The organism is Streptomyces viridosporus T7A, assembly GCF_008704515.1.
GTDB classification, from domain to species: Bacteria; Actinomycetota; Actinomycetes; order Streptomycetales; family Streptomycetaceae; genus Streptomyces; species Streptomyces viridosporus.
The window spans coordinates 4,289,097-4,304,788 of sequence record NZ_CP023700.1 but is presented as its reverse complement, the minus strand read 5'-3'; the positions used below and the strand labels follow the sequence as shown (position 1 = coordinate 4,304,788).

General features: G+C 70.6%; 12 protein-coding genes and 1 tRNA gene. 2 read left to right on the top strand and 11 right to left on the bottom strand.

The window, feature by feature from the left end:
* Positions 1-114 precede the first annotated feature (114 nt).
* Positions 115-1,755, top strand: a complete 1,641-nt coding sequence (locus tag CP969_RS19955) for a protein kinase domain-containing protein (RefSeq protein ID WP_016825473.1) — start codon at positions 115-117, stop codon at positions 1,753-1,755.
* Here CP969_RS19955 and CP969_RS19950 read toward each other — a convergent pair.
* Both CP969_RS19950 and CP969_RS19945 read right to left on the bottom strand, forming a co-directional pair.
* Positions 1,742-3,064, bottom strand: coding sequence for a hypothetical protein (locus CP969_RS19950; RefSeq protein WP_016825474.1), 1,323 nt, complete (start codon positions 3,062-3,064; stop codon positions 1,742-1,744). The genes CP969_RS19955 and CP969_RS19950 overlap by 14 nt on opposite strands.
* Positions 3,065-3,295: 231 nt before the next feature.
* The gene (locus CP969_RS19945; protein WP_003999697.1) at positions 3,296-3,424 is read right to left on the bottom strand and encodes a DLW-39 family protein; all 129 of its coding nucleotides are present in this window, start codon (positions 3,422-3,424) and stop codon (positions 3,296-3,298) included.
* 338 nt (positions 3,425-3,762) lie between these two features.
* On the opposite strand from CP969_RS19945, the gene CP969_RS19940 reads away from it, so the two are divergent.
* Positions 3,763-4,233 carry a DUF6344 domain-containing protein gene (locus CP969_RS19940; protein ID WP_016825475.1) on the top strand — a complete coding sequence of 157 codons (471 nt, stop codon included), beginning with the start codon at positions 3,763-3,765 and terminating at the stop codon, positions 4,231-4,233.
* Positions 4,234-4,449: 216 nt separating this feature from the next.
* Here CP969_RS19940 and CP969_RS19935 read toward each other — a convergent pair whose 3' ends face one another.
* The 9 genes from CP969_RS19935 to dnaN all read right to left on the bottom strand — a co-directional run bounded on the left by CP969_RS19935 (position 4,450) and on the right by dnaN (position 15,256).
* The gene (locus CP969_RS19935; protein ID WP_016825476.1) at positions 4,450-5,070 is read right to left on the bottom strand and encodes a LysE family translocator; all 621 of its coding nucleotides are present in this window, start codon (positions 5,068-5,070) and stop codon (positions 4,450-4,452) included.
* 163 nt (positions 5,071-5,233) lie between these two features.
* A tRNA-Ile gene (locus CP969_RS19930) sits at positions 5,234-5,307 on the bottom strand.
* Between the two features lie 121 nt (positions 5,308-5,428).
* On the bottom strand, positions 5,429-6,172 hold the full coding sequence (locus CP969_RS19925) for a DUF3566 domain-containing protein (RefSeq protein ID WP_171817484.1): 744 nt from the start codon (positions 6,170-6,172) through the stop codon (positions 5,429-5,431).
* Between the two features lie 17 nt (positions 6,173-6,189).
* Positions 6,190-8,784, bottom strand: a complete 2,595-nt coding sequence (gene gyrA, locus CP969_RS19920) for a DNA gyrase subunit A (protein ID WP_016825478.1) — start codon at positions 8,782-8,784, stop codon at positions 6,190-6,192.
* Between the two features lie 42 nt (positions 8,785-8,826).
* Positions 8,827-10,866, bottom strand: a complete 2,040-nt coding sequence (gene gyrB / locus CP969_RS19915; RefSeq protein ID WP_004985909.1) for a DNA topoisomerase (ATP-hydrolyzing) subunit B — start codon at positions 10,864-10,866, stop codon at positions 8,827-8,829.
* Between the two features lie 433 nt (positions 10,867-11,299).
* On the bottom strand, positions 11,300-11,854 hold the full coding sequence (locus CP969_RS19910; protein WP_004985911.1) for a DciA family protein: 555 nt from the start codon (positions 11,852-11,854) through the stop codon (positions 11,300-11,302).
* Entirely contained in the window at positions 11,851-12,972 is a 1,122-nt protein-coding gene (gene recF / locus CP969_RS19905; protein ID WP_016825480.1) for a DNA replication/repair protein RecF, read from the bottom strand. Before recF ends, CP969_RS19910 begins: the two co-directional genes overlap by 4 nt.
* Before the next feature lie 37 nt (positions 12,973-13,009).
* Positions 13,010-13,885 (bottom strand): phosphogluconate dehydrogenase (NAD(+)-dependent, decarboxylating), encoded by an 876-nt coding sequence (gnd, locus tag CP969_RS19900; RefSeq protein ID WP_004985916.1) that lies wholly within the window; start codon positions 13,883-13,885, stop codon positions 13,010-13,012.
* Between the two features lie 240 nt (positions 13,886-14,125).
* The gene (gene dnaN / locus CP969_RS19895) at positions 14,126-15,256 is read right to left on the bottom strand and encodes a DNA polymerase III subunit beta (RefSeq protein WP_004985918.1); all 1,131 of its coding nucleotides are present in this window, start codon (positions 15,254-15,256) and stop codon (positions 14,126-14,128) included.
* Positions 15,257-15,692 lie beyond the last annotated feature (436 nt).

Genomic DNA, 15,692 nt, shown 5'->3' with positions numbered 1-15,692 from the left:
TCGAAGGGGGTTCGGCCGCCGGGAAGCGTGTGCGGGTCGGGGAGTCGTACCGCTCGTCGAGGGGGAGACGGGAGGCGAGGGGGGACATCGCAGGGGGAGGAGCGACGCACAGCCATGGGTGAGGTCTTCGCCGGCCGGTACGAACTGGTCGACCCGATCGGGCGCGGGGGCGTCGGTGCCGTCTGGCGCACCTGGGACCACCGCCGCCGCCGTTATGTGGCCGCCAAGGTCCTGCTGCAGAGCGACGCCCACTCCCTGCTCCGCTTCGTACGCGAACAGGCCCTGCGGATCGACCACCCCCATGTACTCGCTCCCACCAGCTGGGCCGCCGACGACGACAAGGTCCTGTTCACCATGGACCTGGTCGCCGGCGGTTCGCTGGCCCACCTGGTCGGCGACTACGGCCCTCTGCCGCCGGCCTTCGTCTGCACCCTGCTCGACCAGCTGCTGTCCGGGCTCGCCGCGGTGCACGCGGAGGACGTGGTGCACCGCGACATCAAGCCCGCCAACGTGCTCCTGGAGGCCACCGGTACGGGCAGGCCGCGGTTACGGCTGTCCGACTTCGGTATCGCGATGCGGCTGGGGGAGCCCCGGCTGACCGAGACCAACCTGGTGGTGGGCACGCCCGGTTATCTGGCGCCGGAGCAGATGATGGGCTCCGACCCGGACTTCCCCGCCGACCTGTTCGCCGTGGGCCTGGTCGCGCTGTATCTGCTGGAGGGCGCCAAACCGGACGCCAAGGCACTCGTCCAGCACTTCGCCGACCACGGGACGCCGGGCGCTCCCCGGGGGATCCCCGAGCCGCTCTGGCAGGTCGTGGCCACGCTGCTGCAGCCGGATCCGCAGGCGCGGTTCCGCACGGCCACGGGGGCGCGCAAGGCGCTCGCCGCAGCCGCGGAACTCCTGCCGGAGCCCGGCCCCGACGACGAACTGATCGAGGTCTTCGACCAGCTCGGCCCGCTCCCCCCGGGGTTCGCCGCGGACGGCCCGCTGAAGAGGGCTCCGGGCCTGGCGTCCGGGCCCGCCGGGAAAGGCGACTCCTCCCGAACCGGCTCGACCCCGTCCGTCCCGGGCAGAGACCGAGGCACGGGCACAAGCACGGGCACGGACACGGACACGGACACGGGCATGAACGGGGGCACGGGCGGGGGCGCCGCACCCGTGGATCCGCGCCGGAGCACCACCTCCGCGACGCCACCGGCCGCTCCCTCCCCCACACCGTCCGGCGCCCAGGCGGCACCGTCCGTGCCTCCGCAGCCGCCCAGCATGTCGGACACCGGCAGCTTCCTCCTGCCGCCGCCCCGGGCCACGGTCACCTCCTCCCCCGCGCCCGCTCCGCCGCCTCCTGCGCACGGCCCCCAGGCACCGGACCAGGCCCTGCTCCATGCTCAGCACAGCGCTCAACACAGCTCTCAGCACGGCGCACCGCACCAGCCGGCCCACGCCACCGGCTACGGCTCCCCCCACGACCCCACTCACCCGCTGCGCTCCCCCCTGCCGCACCCGACCGCGTATCCCGGCTCGGCACCGCACCGGGGCGCCGACGCCTCTACTGCTGAATACACCGCCCAGAGCCCGCGGGTTCCGCCCGCGGGCGGGGGAACGCCACGGCACGGGGCCGCCCACCGGTCCCACCGCCGGGCCCACCGCCGGTCCGGTCGCCGCCCCGGCCCTCCGGCGAAGATCGCCGTCCCGCTCCTGCTCCTGGCCCTGGTCTGCTACGCCGTGGGCTTCTGGGCCCTCACCCGGATCTGAACGACCCCTGCCGCCGGGCCGCCAGCGCCCATGCGCCGAGCCCCACCAGCAGCGCGCTCCCGCCGCCGATGCCGCCCACGGCGAGCACCCTCATCGCGGTGTCGTCGCCCGCCGCCGTGCCCTCGGCCGCCGCCTCCCGGTCCTCCTCCGTGACCGTGAAGACGCCCCGGGGCACGGCCTCCCCCGCGTACCCGGGCCCGTCCTGTGCCGCACCGCTCAGCCCCACCCGCAGCGTCAGCGGAACGGGCCCGTCCCCGAAGCGGTCGGCCACCTTCGTCGCGAGGTGGGCGACGAGGTAGTACGAACCGGCGAACCGCACCGCCCGGACCCGGCCGACGGCGTCGTGGCGATTGGCGTGCGCGACCGGCGGCAGGGGAGCGAGAGCCCTCGACTTCTGGCTGCCGCCGTAACCGACCCCCACGTCCGCGACATGACCGCGCGCGGGGTTGTAGAGGTCCAGGTCCAGGGCGGCGGCGACATACCCCCTGCCGCCCGTGTCCGAACTGCCCAGCTCGGCGGTGACGTGGAGCTGCCGGCCCCAGTCGACCGGGACCTTGTAGAAGAGGGTCTGGCCGGGGCGGATGTCGTCCCGCCAGACGCCTTCGCCGAGGGAAGTCGCCCGGGCGAACCCCGCGCCTCCCGCGCGCCGTTCCGGCTCCCCCGCGACAGGCCGGGGCGGGGCGGAGTTCCACTCCGGTGGCGCACTCGTCGCACCGGCCCCCTCCAGGGGCGGCTCCGAGGCCGTGGTGAGTTCCAGCTCCCACGGTCCGGGGGAGGAGTCCGCGCCGTCCGGGTCGGCGCGTTCGACGGTCACGTAGTACGTGCCGGGCTCCTTGCAGAGGGATCTTCTCGGGGAGATCTCCCGCACGGCCCACGCGGCGACCGGATGAGAGCTGCCGGTGGCGCCGAAGCTCGCCGTGTCCACGTCGCAGGAGCGGCCGTCGCCGTCCTGTACGGACACCTTGACGCCGTCGACGACGGAGGCGGCGCGGCCGGCCGGGGGAACGGCGGTGGCGGAGACGTAGGTGTTCGAGGCGGCGTCGAGTTCCAGGCGGTAGTACGCCCTGCCGCGCACCGGCAGGACGCTGCGGTAGGTGCGGCCGGTCTCCAGCCGTACGGCGTCCGCGGTGCTCACGGCCCCGTCCACCCTCTGCGCGCCCTCGGCGAAGGCGTACGCACCGCCGACCGCCCCGGAGGCGGACCGGAAGGCACCGGCGGCATCAGCGGTTCCGGCGGGCTCGGCGACGAGGTCCTGCCACCCCGGCGGCCCGCCTCCCAGCCCCATGACCACCACGGACGCGAGCGTCACCGCGCCCAGGCGCCCGGTGACCGTCGTCCGACCGTGTCCGGCACCTGCGCGCCCCCGCGCCCTACCCCGCCGATCCCTCACGCGCCACCCCTCGTCGTCGCCCGGACGTCGCACCGCGGCCCATCCTGCCCCCGGACGAGGTCCGCACAAGGCTCTTCGACAAGGTCTGCCTCGAACAAAACCCCGGCCGCGAGAACGGCCGGGGTTTTCTTCAGCGTCGGATGTCGGTACTCACGAACCCGTGGGCACGGAGTCAGTCGCCTCCGTCCACAGATCCTGCTCGGCGCGATCCGCCTGGATCTGGCGGTACACGAGGAGCCCGCCGATGGCGGCCAGTGCGACCAGGAGAAGCTTCTTCACCGCGCGACCTCGTCTTTCCTTGACGTAGGGGACCTCTGGCGCCCGACTATACACACCGGTCGATACCGATCGGTGACCTGCATCGGCCCGTCAACTGCCCTCCGGCAGAGCCCAATAGGAGCGGACCGCGCCGTTCCGGGCGGAGGGTGATCACGCCCTCACGAACGGTCACTTTCACCGCTTCCCTCCCGCCTCCTCTCTTTTTCGCCCCACTTGCGCCCATCCGAGTGGTGTTCGTCTGAACATCCACGCGCCACGGGCGTCGGTCCCCCACTTCGAGCCCCTCATACACATGATGAGGAAAGTACGCAAATCGCCCAACCCGAAAGTGAGGAATCATGGCCCGGAACAAGGTCATGACGCTGTGGACCGCCCTCGTCACCGCTTTTCTCGCGCTCTGCACGGCGCTCGGACTCATCACCACGACCGCTTCCGCGGCCGTACCCCAGACCGAGCCGACGCGCAACAGCGAGAGCGCTCCGAACGCGACCGCGCCGGAACCGGTGCCGTTCGTCTGGTCCCTCCTCACCGCCCTACCCCCCACGATGAAACAGCGCATCCACGCCGAGGCCCACGGCAAGTCTCCCAGCTGCCGCCACCGCCCTCCCGAGGACACGCCTGCGACCACGGCCCCGGCCTCCGAGGACACACCCGCGCCCGCGGACCCGGCGTCCGAGGACACGCCCGCGACCGCGGATCCGGTGCCCGCAGACACGCCCGCGACGGCGGGCTCGGCCCCCGCGGACTGCTCCGAGGCCACGACGCAGCCGACGCGGTCCCTCCCCGGCGACCCGCCGCCCTCACGCTGATCCCAGGGGCTCGCCCCCTTCCCGTGCCGTTCCCCGCCCCCCAGAAGTTCCGGCGAACTTGCGTACGGCAGCACGGCACGCACCAGGCCCGGCAGCTCGGACAGAGCAGCCGGGCCTTTCGCCTGCCCGGAACCGCCGGGGCCACCGGGGCCTCGACGGCGGAGCCGGCTCCGCGTCCTCCCGACGTTCCCGCGCTCCGCCCGCCACCGGGTCGGGTCATGGCCGGGTCGTGGCGACCTTGATGCCGAAACCGATCAGCACGACACCGGTGACACGGTCCATGGTCCGCCGTACGACGGGCCTCTCGAAGAACACGCGGGCTCTGGCCAGCAGCAGCACGTAGCCGCCGAGCCAGACGAGGGTGAGCACGGCGTGCAGGAGAACGAGGAGGGCCATCCCGGCGGGCGCCGCCATGCCGGAGGGCGCGAGCGTCGGCAGCAGCCCGGTGTAGAAGACAGCGACCTTGGGGTTGAAGACGTTGCTCAGGAAGCCCGTCCGCCACGGGTCTGCCTTCGGAGCGGGAGGGGCCGGCTCGGGAGCACCGGAACGGTCACGTCGGCTGTGGAGCAGCGCCTGTACTCCGAGGAGGGCCAGATAGGCGGCGCCGACCAGCTTGACCGCCGTGTAGGCGGTGGCGGACGCGGCCAGTACGGCCGCCAGCCCCACCACCGTGAGCACGCCCCAGGTGAGCAGGCCGACGGTGATGCCGCCGACCGTGCGCAGCCCGTCCCTCCAGCCGCACGCCACGGCTCGTTTCGTCACGACGGCCATGTCCGGGCCGGGAACCATGGTCAGGACGGCGAGTACACCGGCTGCGGCGAGGAGCTGCACGAACATGTGTTCATCATCTCAGTCGGCCACAGGCGCCGGACCCGTCCGCGAGGCGCTCGGCCCGCGTCGGCAGGACGTCGGAAGGGGAGACCGACCGCTTCACCCCGGTCGATGTCAGCCCTACATGGCAAAGACCCCCAGTCCGGTCGACTGGGGGTCTTCACGTCGGTGGGGCTAACAGGATTTGAACCTGTGGCCTCATCCTTATCAGGGATGCGCTCTAACCAACTGAGCTATAGCCCCGCCGCGCTCTGCGGTGTGTGTTCCGCGCGCTGACTCCTGAAGATTAGCGCACGACCGGGGCAGTCCCAAAATCGGTTGCCGGGGGACCGTGGGCGGAGGCCGGGAACGGGATCCGCGCCGCTCACTCGTCCTCGGCCAGCGTGAGCTCGACACCGCCCACGAAGCCCGCGGAGAGGTTGTAGATGAAGGCGCCGAGCGTCGCGAGGGCCGTCGCCAGGACGACGTCGATGACCGCGATGACCGCGGTGAACATCAGGACGTTGGGCAGCGACAGGAACGACTGGAGGTCGAAGCCGTTCGACTCGTTGGAGCCGGTCGCCTCGGAGATCGTGCCGCCGACCGTCGAGAACACGCCCATGGCGTCCATGACCATCCACAGCACGGCGGAGGCGACGATCGTGCAGATGCCGAGCGCGATGGAGAGCAGGAAGCTGACCTTCATCACCGACCACGGGTCGGCCTTCGCCACCCGCAGGCGTGCCTTGCGCACGCGCGGCGTGGTGCGCGCCCCCGTGCGCGGCCGCCGCACACCGGCCGGGCCTCCTGCCGTGCCGTCCTGCGCCGGGTAGGCCTGCGGCGGGTGGTACGGCCCCGCCTGCTGCTGCGACTGCCGTTCCCCCGGCAGCGGTGAGGCCGTCTGAGCGGCGGCGCCCTGGTGCGGCGCGGCCTGCTGCGGGCCTCGGGTGTCGGTCACCGTTCCCCCCTGGGATCCCTGCCGGCCGGCCGAGGACGCGTCCTTGGCGGGCGTCTTGATCGCTTTGAGATTGGTCGTGTGCGGATCGGTCGCCCGCGCGGCGGAGCCACGACCACCGCCGTCCGTTCCCGTACTGGTACCGGCCGATCCGGCGCCCGTGGCTCCGCTCACGTGACTCACTCCTCGTCCTACTCGGACGAGGGCGCCTCACCCTCGTCCGTGCCGGTGGCCGCGGCCCCCTCGCCGGACTCGTCCACGGCCACGTCGCCGTCGACTTCCTCCGCCTCGCGCCCCGCCTCGGCGTTACGGGCGATGCCGACCACGGCATCGCGCTTGCCCAGGTTGATCAGTTGGACGCCCATGGTGTCACGGCCCGTCTCCCTGATCTCATTGACTCGCGTACGAATCACACCACCTGACAACGTGATGGCGAGAATCTCGTCGGTCTCCTCGACCACCAGCGCGCCGACGAGGGATCCGCGGTCCTCGACGATCTTGGCGGCCTTGATGCCGAGACCGCCGCGTCCCTGGACGCGGTACTCGTCGACGGCGGTCCGCTTCGCATACCCGCCGTCTGTGGCAGTGAACACGAACGTACCGGGTCGAACAACATTCATCGAGAGCAGCTCGTCCCCTTCGCGGAAACTCATGCCCTTGACGCCCGAGGTCGCACGCCCCATGGGGCGCAGCGTGTCATCCGTCGCGGTGAACCTGATCGACTGCGCCTTCTTGCTGATCAGCAGCAGATCGTCATCGGCCGAGACGAGTTCGGCCCCGATCAGTTCGTCGTCGGTACCGTCCTCCCGCTCGCGCAGGTTGATGGCGATGACGCCGCCCGAGCGCGGGGAGTCGTAGTCCTTGAGCGGAGTCTTCTTCACCAGGCCGGACTTGGTGGCCAGCACCAGGTACGGCACCGCCTCGTAGTCGCGGATCGCCCGGATCTGCGCGATCGTCTCGTCCGGCTGGAAGGCGAGCAGGTTCGCCACGTGCTGGCCGCGCGCGTCCCGGCCCGCCTCGGGCAGCTCGTAGGCCTTGGCGCGGTAGACCCGGCCCTTGTTGGTGAAGAACAGCAGCCAGTGGTGCGTGGTGGAGACGAAGAAGTGGTCGACGATGTCGTCTTCCTTCAGCTTCGTGCCGCGCACGCCCTTGCCGCCGCGCTTCTGGGCCCGGTAGTCCTCGGTCCTGGTGCGCTTGATGTAGCCGCCGCGCGTGACCGTGACGACGATGTCCTCCTCGGCGATCAGGTCCTCGATGGACATGTCGCCCTCGTAGGGGATCAGCTTGGTCTTGCGGTCGTCGCCGTACTTCTCGACCAGCGCGGCCAGTTCCTCGCTGACGATGCCCCGCTGGCGGACCGGGGAGGCGAGGATCCCGTTGTACTCGTCGATCTTCGCCTGGAGTTCGTCGTGCTCCTGGACGATCTTCTGGCGCTCCAGGGCGGCGAGCCGGCGCAGCTGCATCTCCAGGATCGCGTTGGCCTGGATGTCGTCGATCGCCAGGAGGTCCCTCAGGCCCCCGCGCGCGATCTCGACGGTGTCGCTGCGCCGGATCAGCGCGATGACCTCGTCGATGGCGTCCAGGGCCTTCAGCAGGCCGCGCAGGATGTGCGCCCGCTCCTCGGCCTTGCGCAGCCGGAAGCGCGTACGGCGGACGATGACCTCGATCTGGTGCGCCACCCAGTGCCGGATGAACGCGTCCAGGGAGAGCGTGCGCGGCACGCCGTCGACCAGCGCCAGCATGTTGGCGCCGAAGTTGGTCTGCAGGTCGGTGTGCTTGTAGAGGTTGTTCAGCACGACCTTGGCGACCGCGTCCCGCTTCAGCACGATGACCAGGCGCTGGCCGGTGCGGGAGGAGGTCTCGTCGCGGACGTCGGCGATGCCGCCGACCTTGCCGTCCTTCACCAGGTCGGCGATCTTCTGCGCGAGGTTGTCCGGGTTGACCTGGTAGGGCAGCTCCGTGACCACCAGGCACTGGCGGTTCTGGATCTCCTCGACCGCGACCACCGCGCGCATGGTGATCGAGCCGCGGCCGGTCCGGTACGCCTCCTCGATGCCCTTGCGGCCGACCACCAGGGCGCCGGTCGGGAAGTCGGGGCCCTTGATGCGCTCGATCAGCGCGTCCAGCAACTCCTCGTGCGAGGCCTCCGGGTTCTCCAGGTACCACTGGGCGCCGGCCGCGACCTCGCGCAGGTTGTGCGGCGGGATGTTGGTCGCCATGCCGACCGCGATCCCGGCCGAGCCGTTGATCAGCAGGTTCGGGAAGCGGGCCGGCAGGACGGTCGGCTCCTGGGAGCGGCCGTCGTAGTTGTCCTTGAAGTCGACGGTCTCCTCGTCGATGTCGCGGACCATCTCCATCGACAGCGGCGCCATCTTGCACTCGGTGTAGCGCATGGCCGCCGCCGGGTCGTTGCCCGGCGAGCCGAAGTTGCCGTTGGAGTCGACCAGCGGCATCCGCATCGCCCACGGCTGCGCCAGGCGGACCAGGGCGTCGTAGATCGAGGAGTCGCCGTGCGGGTGGTAGTTGCCCATGACGTCGCCGACGACGCGGGCGCACTTGTAGAAGCCCCGCTCGGGGCGGTAGCCGCCGTCGTACATGGCGTACAGCACGCGGCGGTGGACGGGCTTGAGGCCGTCCCGGACGTCCGGCAGCGCACGCGAGACGATGACGGACATCGCGTAGTCGAGGTACGAGCGCTGCATCTCCGTCTCGAGCCCGACGGGCTCGACACGCATCGCGACGTCGCCGCCCTCTTCCGGGGTGACGGGGGTGTTCTCGTCGGTCATTGCTGGTGAAGGTCCTTCCTGGTGCGGTCAGCTGAGACCGACTCAGATGTCGAGGAAGCGGACGTCCTTGGCGTTGCGCTGGATGAACTGGCGGCGGGCCTCGACGTCCTCGCCCATCAGGACCGAGAACAGGTCGTCGGCCTGGGCGGCGTCGTCCAGGGTGACCTGGCCGAGCACCCGGTGCTCCTGGTCCATCGTGGTCACGCGCAGTTCCTCGGCGTTCATCTCGCCGAGGCCCTTGAAGCGCTGGACGGAGTCCTCGCGGATGCGCTTGCCGGCCTGGCGGCCCATCTCGATCAGCGCGTCGCGCTCGCGGTCGGAGTACGCGTACTCGAAGTCGTCCTTGCCCCACTTGATCTTGTAGAGCGGGGGACGGGAGAGGAACACGTGCCCGGCCTCGACCAGCGGCCGCATGAAGCGGAAGAGGAACGTCAGCAGCAGGGTGTTGATGTGCTGGCCGTCGACGTCGGCGTCCGCCATCAAGATGATCTTGTGGTAGCGGAGCCTCTCGATGTCGAAGTCCTCGTGCACGCCCGTGCCGAACGCGGAGATCATCGCCTGGATCTCCTGGTTCTGCAGGATGCGGTCGATGCGCGCCTTCTCGACGTTGAGGATCTTGCCGCGGATCGGGAGGATCGCCTGGTACTCGGGGTTGCGGCCGGACTTGGCGGAGCCGCCGGCGGAGTCGCCCTCGACGATGAAGATCTCGCACTTGGTGGGGTCGTTCGACTGGCAGTCGGAGAGCTTGCCCGGCAGGGACGCCGTCTCCAGCAGGCCCTTGCGACGGGTCAGGTCGCGCGCCTTGCGGGCCGCCACCCGCGCGGTGGCCGCCGCGATGCCCTTGCGGACGATGTCCGCGGCCTCGTTGGGGTTGCGGTCCAGCCAGTCGTTGAGGTGCTCGTAGACGACCTTCTGGACGAAGGTCTTCACCTCGGTGTTGCCCAGCTTGGTCTTGGTCTGGCCCTCGAACTGCGGCTCGCTCAGCTTGACCGAGATGATCGCGGTCAGACCCTCGCGGATGTCGTCGCCCGTGAGGTTGTCGTCCTTGTCGCGCAGCAGCTTCTTGTCCCGCGCGTACTTGTTGATGAGCGAGGTCAGCGCCGCGCGGAAGCCCTCTTCGTGCGTACCGCCCTCGTGGGTGTGGATGATGTTGGCGAAGGAGTACACGCCCTCGGTGTAGCCGCCGTTCCACTGCATCGCGACCTCGAGGGACAGGTGCCTGTCCTTGTCCTCGGCCTCGAGGTCGATCACGGTGGGGTGCACCGGGTCTCCCTTGCGGGAGTTGAGGTACTTCACGAAGTCGACGATGCCGCCCTCGTAGTGGTACGAGACGGCCTTGACCTCGTACTTCTCGTCCTCGCCGGCCTCGTCCGCACCGGCGGTGGCCTTCGCCGACTCGCGCTCGTCGGTGAGGTTGATCCTGAGGCCCTTGTTGAGGAACGCCATCTCCTGGAAGCGCCGGGAGAGCGTCTCGAAGGAGTAATCGGTGGTCTCGAAGATGTCCGGGTCGGCCCAGAAGGTGACCGACGTCCCGGTCTCCTCGGTGGCCTCGTGCTTGGCCAGGGGCGCGGTGGGGACACCCAGCTTGTAGTCCTGCGTCCAGCGGTACCCGTCGGTCTTGACCTCGACGGCGACCCGCGTCGACAGCGCGTTGACCACGGAGACGCCCACGCCGTGCAGACCGCCGGAGACCGCGTAACCGCCGCCGCCGAACTTGCCGCCCGCGTGCAGCACGGTCAGGACGACCTCGACGGCGGGCTTGCCCTCGGAGGGGACGATGCCCACCGGGATGCCGCGGCCGTTGTCGACGACGCGGATGCCGCCGTCGTCGAGGATCGTCACGTCGATCGTGTCGGCGTAGCCCGCCAGCGCCTCGTCGACGGAGTTGTCGACGACCTCCTGCACCAGGTGGTGCAGCCCTCGCTCACCGGTGGAGCCGATGTACATACCGGGTCGCTTGCGGACCGCGTCCAGGCCCTCGAGGACGGTGATGGCACTGGCGTTGTACGAGGCGGTGGCCTCGCTGTCCACGCCGGTGTCGGTGGACGGGATGTTCTCGTTGGGGTTGCCGGAATCGGCCACGAAGCGCCCTTTCTGGCACAGCACAAGCCAGGCTCGTCGGCGGGTTGCCGGAGCGGCTGCGGCATGTTGCGTTGGTAAGCCTTGATCAGCGTTGCTCAGCTTTTCCCGGACGGTCCCCACGAGTGGGGCGGGATTGTCTTCCAGTCTACCGGTAGCACTGACATCGATGGGGGTTTGCCGGTACCTGAGTTCGCATGTGCCGCCCTCAACCGGCCTCCTCCGACTCCCGATATGCGGATGGGGGCCCCAGGACGCTCACGAGGGCACTCAGCGCTTCGAGGCGTCAACCCTTGGCTACTTTGGAGTCAGGTACCGATCCGCCTCTTTGTGCGATCGCACGACGAAGCGGGATCCGACGGCGCGAACCCGCCCCTGAGAAGCACTTCTGTGATGTCTGTCACGCGGGGGCGGCGAGCCGGAAAACGGCCCCCGCTCACCCGTACGTGTCCCCGGGACCCGAGCTTCCGGGGGCGCGCAGCGGGCCGTAGCGGCGGGCGGGTCCACCGGGGCCGTTGACCTTGATCAGCCTCACGGCGCCGTGGCCGAGGTCCTCGTTGAGGCGGGCCACCAGGGTCGGGGCGAGCAGCCGCAGGTTCGTCGCCCAGGCCGTGGAGTCGCAGCGCACGACCAGCACCCGCTCGTCCTCGTCGTACCGCTCCGGCTCGCAGTGCTTGGCCACGTCCTCCCCGACGATCTCGGGCCAGCGCCCCATCACCCCGCCCACCGCGGCCGGGGCCTCCCAGCCGCGCTCGGACAGCAGGCGGTTGATCGCCGCGCCGAGCGCCATGGGGTCGCGCCGGTCGGCGCGCGCGCCGGAGCGCAGGCCGCCGCGCCGGGCCTGCTTCTTCTGCTGCGCCGCGTCCCCCCGCGCGCGGGCCGCCTCCCTGGCCGCCCGCAGCGCCACGCGCGCGAGGTCGACCCCGGAGGGCTCGGGGACCTTCCCGGGCACGTCCCCGGCCGCGCGGCCGGGCGCGTCGGATTCGCTCATACGCGCTCCACCGTCCCCTCCGCCACCGCGAACCGCGTTCCCGACAGCACATGGGGGACGTCGTCGTCGACGGCCGCGGTCACCAGGACCTGCTCGCCGGGCGCGACCAGCTCGGCCAGCCGCTCCCGGCGGCGCGTGTCCAGCTCGGCGAAGACGTCGTCGAGCACCAGCACCGGCTCGTTGCCCTCGGCCCGCAGCAGGTCGTAGGAGGCCAGGCGCAGCGCCAGCGCGTAGGACCAGGACTCCCCGTGGGAGGCGTAGCCCTTGGCGGGCAGCCGGCCCAGCTTGAGCAGCAGGTCGTCGCGGTGCGGACCGACCAGGGTGACGCCCCGCTCGATCTCCTGCTTGCGGGCCTCGGCGAGGGCGGCCGTCATCTGCTCGAACAGGTCCTCGCGCGTGTGGGCCTCGCCGGGGGCGGAGGGCCTGTACTCCAGGGAGAGCGGTCCGCCGCCGGGGGCGAGCCGCTCGTACGCCTTGTCGGCCAGCGGCTGGAGCGTGGTGATCAGGTCCAGTCGCTGGGCGAGGAGCTCGGCGCCCGCGCGCGCGAGGTGCTGGTCCCACACGTCGAGGGTGGACAGGTCCATGGTGCGGCCGCCGTGCCGGCGGGCCAGCGCGGCCGACTTCAGCAGGGTGTTGCGCTGCTTGAGCACCCGGTCGTAGTCGGAGCGGACGCCGGCCATGCGCGGGGAGCGCGCGGTGATCAACTCGTCCAGGAAGCGGCGCCGTTCGCCGGGGTCGCCCTTGACCAGGGCGAGGTCCTCGGGGGCGAAGAGGACGGTCCGGACTATGCCGAGCACGTCACGGGGCCTGACCTGCGAGGACCGGTTGATGCGGGCGCGGTTGGCCTTGCCCGGGTTCAGCTCCAGCTCGACCAGCTGCTGCCGCTCGCCCTGCCGGACCTGGGCGCGAATGATCGCGCGGTCGGCGCCCACGCGGACCAGCGGGGCGTCGGAGGAGACGCGGTGGCTGCCCAGGGTGGCGAGATAGCCGACCGCCTCGACGAGGTTGGTCTTGCCCTGCCCGTTGGGCCCGACGAAGGCCGTGACCCCCGGGTCGAGCGGGACCTCGACCCGGGGATAGGAACGGAAGTCGGCCAGCGACAGATGCGTGACGTGCATGGGCGTTTCGCCGGCCTCCCCAGCCCTCGGGTGCTGCTTACTTCTTCTCGACCGCGTGGCCGCCGAACTGGTTGCGCAGCGCGGCGATCATCTTCATCTGCGGAGAGTCCTCCTGACGGGAGGCGAACCGCGCGAACAGCGAGGCGGTGATCGCCGGCAGCGGCACCGCGTGGTCGATGGCGGCCTCCACCGTCCAGCGTCCCTCACCGGAGTCCTGTGCATAACCCCGGAGCCGGTCCAGGTGCTCGTCCTCGTCGAGGGCGTTCACCGCGAGGTCGAGCAGCCAGGAGCGGATGACGGTGCCCTCCTGCCAGGAGCGGAACACCTCCCGGACGTCGGTCACCGAATCGGCCTTCTCCAGCAGCTCCCAGCCCTCGGCGTAGGCCTGCATCATGGCGTACTCGATGCCGTTGTGGACCATCTTCGCGAAGTGGCCCGCGCCGACCTTGCCGGCGTGCACCGAACCGAAGTCCCCCTCGGGCTTGAGGGCGTCGAAGATCGGCTGCACCTTGGCGACGTTCTCCTTGTCGCCGCCGTACATCAGCGCGTAGCCGTTCTCCAGCCCCCAGACGCCGCCGGAGACACCGCAGTCGACGAAGCCGATGCCCTTGGCCGCCAGCTGCTCGGCGTGCTTCTCGTCGTCCGTCCAGCGGGAGTTGCCGCCGTCCACGACGACGTCGCCGGGCTCGAGCAGCTCGGCGAGCGCGTCGACGGTGGACTGGGTGGGCTCGCCGGCCGGGACCATCACCCACACCACACGCGGGCCCTCGAGCTTGCCCACGAGTTCTTCCAGGCTGTGGACATCGGCGAGGTCCGGGTTGCGGTCGTATCCGAAGACGGTGTGGCCCGCGCGGCGTATCCGCTCGCGCATGTTGCCGCCCATCTTGCCGAGGCCGACGAGACCGAGCTCCATCAGTTGTGTTCCTTAGGTTGCGACGTGACGTGGCGGCACGGCCGTGCCGCGGCACTTACGTACCCGCCCAGAGCCTAAACCCGGACGCTCACGCACATCTGTGGGCATACGCGCTCATCCGCACGCCCACCTGCGGTTTCCTCCACAGCCGCTTCCGGGGCCCGGCACGGTTCGGCCGTCCGCCGGGTCGCCCGGAAGCACTGTGCACAGCTGTGGACAGCCGTGCACAGGGGGACGTCGTCAGCCGCTGAGCCGCACCGGCATGATCAGGTACTTGTAGGCCTCGTCCGCCTCCGCGTCCACCGCGGGCCTGCCGCTGAGGAGCGCGGGCTTGGTGGACGTGGTGAACGACAGCTGGGCCACCGGGGAGTCGATGGCGCTCAGGCCGTCCAGCAGGAAGGTCGGGTTGAAGGCGATCGAGATGTCGTCGCCCTCGAGCTGGGCGTCCACCCTTTCCACAGCCTGTGCGTCGTCGCTGGAACCGGCCTCCAGGATGAGCACGCCCTGCTCGAAGCTCAGCCGCACCGGGGTGTTGCGCTCGGCCACCAGGGCCACGCGCTTGACGGCCTCCACGAAGGGGGCGGTCTCGATCACGGCGACGCTGTTGAACTCGGTCGGGAAGAGCGTGCGGTACTTCGGGAGGTCGCCCTCCAGCAGCCGCGTGGTGGTACGGCGGCCCGCGCCCTCGAAACCGATCAGGCCCTCGCCCGCACCCGAACCGGACAGCGCCAGGATCACCTGGTCGCCGCTGGTCAGCGCCTTGGCGGTGTCCAGCAGCGTCTTGGCGGGCACCAGGGCGACCGCCGAGGCGTCGGGGTTCTCCGGCTTCCACAGGAACTCGCGGACCGCGAAGCGGTAGCGGTCGGTGGAGGCCAGCGTCACGGTGTCGCCCTCGATCTCGATGCGCACACCGGTGAGGACGGGCAGCGTGTCGTCGCGGCCGGCCGCGATGGCGACCTGCTGCACGGCGGAGGAGAAGACCTCGCCGGGGACCGTGCCCGTCGCGTTCGGCATCTGGGGCAGGGCCGGGTACTCCTCCACGGGCAGGGTGTGGAGGGTGAAGCGCGAGGAGCCGCACACCACCGTCGCCCGTACACCGTCTGTGGAAATCTCCACCGGTCGGTTGGGGAGGGCGCGGGAGATGTCGGCGAGCAGACGGCCGGAGACGAGGACGGTGCCCTCCTCCTCGACCTCCGCCTCGACCGAGACCCGCGCGGAGACCTCGTAGTCGAAGCTGGACAGGCTCAGCTGGCCGTCCTCGGCCTTCAGCAGCAGGCCGGCGAGGACAGGGGCCGGCGGACGGGCCGGGAGGCTGCGCGCCGCCCAGGCCACTGCCTCCGCGAGTACGTCGCGTTCCACCCGGATCTTCACTGTTGCCGCCTCCTGCTGTTGCCGGCGCTTCTCGCCCTGCCTGGCTTTCGTCGTCTGACTCGGTGTCGTCGCCCCCTGTGAGGGGAAGAGCACCGGGGACCAGTCTGACGCACCGCACTGACAGTAGGTGCCCCTCGGGGTCAAGTCATGACGAGGGGCAGCCGGGGTCGGGACAGCGAGTTGTGCACAGGGCCCTCTTCGAAGCGAATTCCCCGCTCTCTCTGGTCGGGAGTAGTAGTAGGGCCTGTGGATACCGTGGATAACCCTGTTTCCCCAGCTCAGCCCGGTGATTTTATCCACGGACCCTGTGGGCCGGAGCAGTGGACAACCAGGGGTCTTTGTGGAGAACGGAAAGTTCTGCACACCCCGTGCACAGGACGGGGCGAGTTCTCCCCAGAGCCGTCCCCAGCTTTGGCAGTCTTTCCCACAGGCCCCT

Excerpts from the sequence above, each read along its gene's own strand:
- CP969_RS19935 (WP_016825476.1), bottom strand. The coding sequence starts at position 5,070 with ATGTTCGTGCAGCTCCTCGCCGCAGCCGGTGTACTCGCCGTCCTGACC.
- gyrA (WP_016825478.1), bottom strand. The coding sequence starts at position 8,784 with ATGACCGACGAGAACACCCCCGTCACCCCGGAAGAGGGCGGCGACGTC.
- CP969_RS19910 (WP_004985911.1), bottom strand. The coding sequence starts at position 11,854 with ATGAGCGAATCCGACGCGCCCGGCCGCGCGGCCGGGGACGTGCCCGGG.
- CP969_RS19940 (WP_016825475.1), top strand. The coding sequence starts at position 3,763 with ATGGCCCGGAACAAGGTCATGACGCTGTGGACCGCCCTCGTCACCGCT.
- recF (WP_016825480.1), bottom strand. The coding sequence starts at position 12,972 with ATGCACGTCACGCATCTGTCGCTGGCCGACTTCCGTTCCTATCCCCGG.
- CP969_RS19955 (WP_016825473.1), top strand. The coding sequence starts at position 115 with ATGGGTGAGGTCTTCGCCGGCCGGTACGAACTGGTCGACCCGATCGGG.
- gnd (WP_004985916.1), bottom strand. The coding sequence starts at position 13,885 with ATGGAGCTCGGTCTCGTCGGCCTCGGCAAGATGGGCGGCAACATGCGC.